Genomic DNA, 5,482 nt, shown 5'->3' on the forward strand with positions numbered 1-5,482 from the left:
ATCGACTTTAGTCCTCTTCTAGAGGACTTCCGCTATGAGACAGGGGTTTTCAACCCCTGTCGGACTCTCCGACTTATGCAGAAGACTGAGACTGCAATTCTCAATTTCTAATTCCCAATTCCCAATTAACATGACAGTTATTCAGACGTTTTTACCAATAGCCCAAACCTTCTATTCTCAGCTAAATGCAGAAAGAACACAAGCCTTGGAAGTAGCCCAAGAATTCTCGAAAAGATTCGTGGAATTGGGGTTTAAAATTGTACCTCAACTGCTGTGGGCGATCGGCATTTTGTTAATTACGCGATTTGCTATCAACTTTGCGGGCCGCGTGACTCGCCGAGCACTGAGTCGCACCGAAGCCACGCTGCGGAAATTCTTAGTTCAAGCTGCTGAGATTACGATTTTGGTAGTGGGAGTAGTCGCCGCTTTGAGTCAGTTGGGAATTCAAACTACCAGTGTGGTTGCGGTGGTGGGTGCGGCGGGTTTGGCCATTGGTTTGGCGTGGCAAAATACTTTGTCGCACTTTGCTGCTGGGGTAATGTTGATTAGTTTGCGGCCCTTTGAAGTCGGGGATGGGATTGAAGCTGGGGATGTTAAGGGAGTGGTGGACAGCATCGGGATTTTTTCAACAACGGTGGTGACAGACGATCGCATAAAAATTATTGTCCCGAACAATCAGTTGTTTAACGGTACACTGAAAAATACAACGGCAATGGGAACGAGGCGAGTAGACTTGAAGATTGATATTGGCGATCGGCCAATTCGTCCAACTGTAGCTGAGTTATTAGAAATTGCCCACTCTCACCCGCTGGTGTTGGAGAATCCGCCCCCGACTTGTTTGGTGGTCGAGATTACTCCCGATACAACTATTTTATCTCTCCGACCTTGGTGCGCGTCGGTGGCCTACGAACAAGTGCGATCGCAAGTTCAACAATACGTCAAAGAGGCAATGGATGCCGACAAAAATCAAGAACAATAGATATAAATCTAAAATCTAAAACCCAACATTTATCCGAGGTATTTCCCATGAGCAAGTGGTATCCGCAGCAAATTTTGCAAGAACCCGGTGTCAGAATCACCGCAACCGAAAAACAAACAATTCTTAGCAAATTTCCGCCTCCCGACGACAACGGTCAAATCTATGCCGACGGCGTTTTTGAAGGCGGCGGCGTGCGCGGAGTTGCGTTTTTAGGAGCACTCAGGTGCTGTAGCGATTTGGGCATCCAGTGGCGAAAATTGGCAGGAACTTCGGCAGGTGCAATTACGGCAGCAGTATTGGCAACCGACTTGTCAATAGATGATTTAGAGGAAATTTTAGGACAGCTCGATTACAGCATATTTTTAACTCAAAAAAACAGTCCTCTAATTTTAAACGGCGACCCCGCCGACGACTTGCAATCTCCTGCTTGGACTCTACTTTTCTTAACAGTTAGCCGTCAGATGGGAGAATATTCGGCGCAACCGTTCCGGCAGTGGCTGGAAGCAATGCTCGGTCGAGGTAAATTGCACACTTTTGCCGATGTCAAACAAATCGTAAAAGAGCGGGAATTAAAAGTAGTAGTATCCAACCTCAGTCGCGGTGAAATGTTGGTGCTGCCCGACGACTTACACCGACGCGAATCTACCGATTCCGATCCTTTGTATGAGCAGTTGCGACTCAAAAGGGCTGAAGATTTTAGCGTTGCTGAAGCCGTTCGGTTGTCGATGAGTATTCCGCTATTTTTTGAACCGGGAAAACTCGGCGATGACTTAATTGTAGATGGCGGAATTTTGAGCAATTTCCCCCTGTGGATTTATGACAAACAATCCGTCGGTGCGACTCCTGCTATGCCGCGCTGGTTTACCTTTGGGTTTCGATTAGTCGATACCGGAATTGAGACTAAAGTTAAGATTGATACTCCGCTGTCGATGCTGGCGGCGATGTTCCGAACGATGATGAAAGCAAGAGACCGCTATCACCAGCGAGAAATGGATAAGGGCAGGGTGATTAATATTGATGTGACTGACGCTGGGGTGACGACGACGGACTTTAATCTCGATGGCGATCGCAAGGCTCACCTGTACCGCTTGGGGTATTTGTATACTAAGAGGTTCTTTTTGAGTTCCAATTTTAGTTGGGAAAAACACTTGAAGGCTAGGGGCTTTGGGGAAGAGGCTGGAGGTTGAGGTCGCGAAAAGTATACAGAGTAAGGGATTGAGGAATTTTTCAATTAGGGGTTGGCAAGAAGAAGATGTGTGTGCTATAGTTAGTTACTGTCATCTTGGAGAGGTGGCTGAGTGGTCGAAAGCGGCAGATTGCTAATCTGTTAAGGGTGTTAACATCCTTCGAGGGTTCAAATCCCTCCCTCTCCGTTTTAGAGCTTCTAGGAAAAAGTTCCTTTTAATCAAATTTTTGGACGGGCTAGAAGCCCATCCCACAAGAAAATTTTGTGGGATGGGCTTCTAGCCCGTCCCAATTATTTTTGCAGTTCAAGTCTAGTCTAGCCGCAATAATCAACTACTAAATCTAATTAAGAGCTTTCATCGCTTCGACAACTTGCCGCGAGATAAATGGCAAAATTTCTTCATTCTTGCTATTCTCTTTCCCCTCGGTAAATACAACCAACAAATACGGCCGTAAGCCCTCTATTTCAATATAAGCAGCATCGTGACGCACTTGACTTGTCAGTCCGGCTTTTGACCACAATTTTGCTGATTCTGGCAATCCGCCACCTAAAAAACCCGTTACTTGATTTTCAGGATCTGCCTCTAATTCTGCTGGGTCTAAACTGCGTTTCATTAAACCCATCATTTCTTGCGATGCTTGGGCAGAAACAGCTACGCCGCCGATTATACTGTGCAGCAAACGCGCCGCTGCATTTGTGGTCAGCATATTTCTATGTTCCATTAATTCTCCTAGACAAGCTCGCTCGCGACCATAGGGGCCGTCACACCAGGTTTTCTGATTGACGTTAATATTTTGTAATTCCGGCCAATCCAATGATTGAAAGTAACGGTTGACGATGTTTCGCTGCTGTTTCCAACTTTCAAAGGGGCCTGGTGATAATTCTGGGCCGCTGGTGGTGCCGGTGAGGGCGTCTACTACTAAACTGGTGGCGTCGTTGCTGGAATCAACTATCATATCTCGGACGGCGCGTTCTAATTCTGGCGATGTTTGAATCATGCCTTTTTGTGCCCATTCCCAGATGGCAACGAGGTAGAATAATTTGACGATGCTGGCTGGATAAATTCGTTCGGAAGCTCTAGCGCTAAAACCTCGCGGTTGATATTTCCAAAATTCTTCTGGACTCAGGGCGCCGCCTGTATTGACTCGCACCGGGGGATCGTAGACTATCCAGGTAATGGCTGTACGATCGCCACTTAATCCTGTAAATTCTGACAATGCGGAGTCTATAATGCTACTGCCGAGGTTTTCTAATTGTTCGTCTTTGTGAAAAAATGTCATGGTTAATGGCTGACGGTTAACGGTTAACGGCTAGCAGCTAATGGCAATCTATCGTTAAATGCGAACAATAAATGCGAACAATTAACAGCAAACAATGAGCAATTAGCAATGGCCAATTATCAATTATCTGATGTTGTGGAGTACCGGGTCCGATCGCACATAAATATTTACGATTCCCCAAAGTGCGATCGATTGGCAACTCAAGCAGCCTTGGGGCGGCATTTGCGAGTAGTTGACCCCCCCCAGCCCCCCCTTATCAAGGGGGGGAGAAATGCCATAGACTCGGTTGTTCAGGGAGATACAACGGCTGTGATGGTGCGACTGTGCGAAGATGATTATCCGGGATGGCTGGATCTTCGAGATGTTGAGTTGCTCGATGTGGCAGAAACAGTGTATCATCCTCTGGTGGTTTCTGAGGCAGAAATCAAGGAAAAATTACCAATTGTAATTACTTTCGCTCGCGAGGCTATGCACCAATCCAATTATTATCTTTGGGGCGGTACAGTCGGGCCAAATTATGATTGTTCCGGCTTGATGCAAGCTGCTTTTGTGGCTGCGGGCATCTGGTTGCCGAGGGATGCTTATCAGCAGGAAGCTTTTACTAAACCGATTAGTATCAGTGCTTTAGAACCGGGGGATTTAGTATTTTTTGGTACGCCAGAAAAAGCAACTCATGTAGGATTATATCTCGGAGATAATCGCTACATTCACAGTTCGGGACAAGCACAAGGTCGCAATGGTATCGGTATCGATGTTTTGTCGGATGATGGCGATCGAGTCAGTCAAGCTTATTACCAGCAATTGCGGGGATATGGTAAAGTTGTGGCAAGTTATCAACCTAGTTAGTTGTTGACGGTTGACTGTTGACGGTTGACGGTTGACTGTTAATATTATCGAATAAAAAAATGGACGCTGCATTATTTTTGGAAAAATTGGCTGCACAGCAGGCTGGCGCGGAGGTTGTTCTCGACGTTTCAGTGGTGGTGCCGGTGTATAATGAGGTGGAAAGTTTGCCTCATTTGATTGAGGCGATCGCCTCTTCTATCCAACCATCTGGACTCAGCTATCAAATTATTTGTGTAGATGACGGTTCTAAGGACGGTTCGGGTGCACTTCTCCAGCAGTTAGCCAGCACTCGCGATGACCTTTGTGCTGTAATTTTGCGCCGCAATTACGGGCAAACTGCTGCCATGTCGGCAGGTTTCGATCGCGCTCGCGGTCGTGCTATTGTTACCCTAGACGGCGATTTGCAAAATGACCCGGCTGATATTCCGCTATTGTTGGAAAAATTAGATGAAGGCTACGATTTAGTCAGTGGCTGGCGCAAAAATAGGCAAGACAATACTATTAGCCGGTTGATTCCTTCTAAAATTGCTAACTGGTTAATTGGTCGCGTTACAGGCGTAACTTTGCACGACTACGGCTGTTCTTTGAAAGCTTATAAATCCGAGTTGGTAGCAGACTTGAATCTCTACGGGGAATTGCACCGCTTTTTGCCTGCCTTGGCGTTTATTGAAGGGGCGAGAATTGCAGAACTTCCGGTGCGACATCACGCCCGCCGTTTCGGTCAAAGTAAGTACGGAATTTGGCGGACTTTTCGCGTGTTGATGGATTTGCTAACTATTTCTTTTATGAAAAAGTTCCTGACTCGACCGATGCACGTTTTTGGACTTTTGGGACTGGGTTCTATGACGTTGGGAACGGTTTTAGGGATTTATTTGACTTTCCTGAAATTTGGCCTCGGTCAAAGTATTGGCAATCGTCCTTTGCTGATTTTGGCTGTGGTTTTGCTGTTAACTGGGGTGCAGTTATTTTGTTTTGGTTTGCTGGCGGAAGTGATGATGCGGACTTATCACGAGTCGCAGGGAAAACCGATTTATCGGGTGCGCGAGGTGTTTGGTTCTAAGTAACTAAATGACTTTTTTTCATCTTCCAGATCCCCCCTAGCCCCCCTTAATAAGCAGGGTGGATTAATTGTCAAAAGAGTAAACCAGTGGGGCTAGGCTATTTGCTGACGAGCACGCGCCAGATTTAATT

Annotated in this window: 5 protein-coding genes and 1 tRNA gene; 5 read left to right on the forward strand and 1 reads right to left on the reverse strand. The window is 46.4% G+C overall.

Annotation, left to right across the window (positions count from 1 at the left end; translation table 11 throughout):
• The first annotated feature begins 130 nt into the window (after positions 1-130).
• From QUB20_RS13115 to QUB20_RS13125, 3 genes are all read left to right on the forward strand, one after another.
• Positions 131-979, forward strand: a complete 849-nt coding sequence (locus tag QUB20_RS13115; protein ID WP_333058160.1) for a mechanosensitive ion channel family protein — start codon at positions 131-133, stop codon at positions 977-979.
• Between the two features lie 47 nt (positions 980-1,026).
• Positions 1,027-2,166: a patatin-like phospholipase family protein gene (locus QUB20_RS13120; RefSeq protein WP_333056420.1), complete on the forward strand. Its 1,140-nt coding sequence runs from the start codon at positions 1,027-1,029 to the stop codon at positions 2,164-2,166.
• A gap of 97 nt (positions 2,167-2,263) precedes the next feature.
• Positions 2,264-2,352: transfer RNA gene (locus QUB20_RS13125), tRNA-Ser, on the forward strand.
• 154 nt (positions 2,353-2,506) lie between these two features.
• On the opposite strand, the gene QUB20_RS13130 is transcribed toward QUB20_RS13125, so the two are convergent.
• A complete protein-coding gene (locus tag QUB20_RS13130) occupies positions 2,507-3,445 on the reverse strand; it encodes a serine hydrolase (protein ID WP_333246627.1) in 939 nt (312 codons plus the stop codon).
• A gap of 108 nt (positions 3,446-3,553) precedes the next feature.
• Here QUB20_RS13130 and QUB20_RS13135 point away from each other — a divergent pair, with 108 nt between their 5' ends.
• Together QUB20_RS13135 and QUB20_RS13140 are read left to right on the forward strand one after the other, a co-directional pair.
• Positions 3,554-4,291, forward strand: a complete 738-nt coding sequence (locus tag QUB20_RS13135; RefSeq protein ID WP_333246629.1) for a C40 family peptidase — start codon at positions 3,554-3,556, stop codon at positions 4,289-4,291.
• Positions 4,292-4,350: 59 nt separating this feature from the next.
• Complete coding sequence (locus QUB20_RS13140) at positions 4,351-5,355, forward strand: glycosyltransferase family 2 protein (RefSeq protein WP_333246631.1); 1,005 nt, start codon at positions 4,351-4,353, stop codon at positions 5,353-5,355.
• Positions 5,356-5,482 lie beyond the last annotated feature (127 nt).

Source organism: Microcoleus sp. B4-C2 (genome assembly GCF_036705265.1).
Lineage (GTDB): Bacteria > Cyanobacteriota > Cyanobacteriia > Cyanobacteriales > Microcoleaceae > Microcoleus.

Coding starts and splice junctions, on each gene's coding strand:
- QUB20_RS13115 (WP_333058160.1), top strand. CDS start 131: ATGACAGTTATTCAGACGTTTTTACCAATAGCCCAAACCTTCTATTCT.
- QUB20_RS13120 (WP_333056420.1), top strand. CDS start 1,027: ATGAGCAAGTGGTATCCGCAGCAAATTTTGCAAGAACCCGGTGTCAGA.
- QUB20_RS13130 (WP_333246627.1), bottom strand. CDS start 3,445: ATGACATTTTTTCACAAAGACGAACAATTAGAAAACCTCGGCAGTAGC.
- QUB20_RS13135 (WP_333246629.1), top strand. CDS start 3,554: ATGGCCAATTATCAATTATCTGATGTTGTGGAGTACCGGGTCCGATCG.
- QUB20_RS13140 (WP_333246631.1), top strand. CDS start 4,351: ATGGACGCTGCATTATTTTTGGAAAAATTGGCTGCACAGCAGGCTGGC.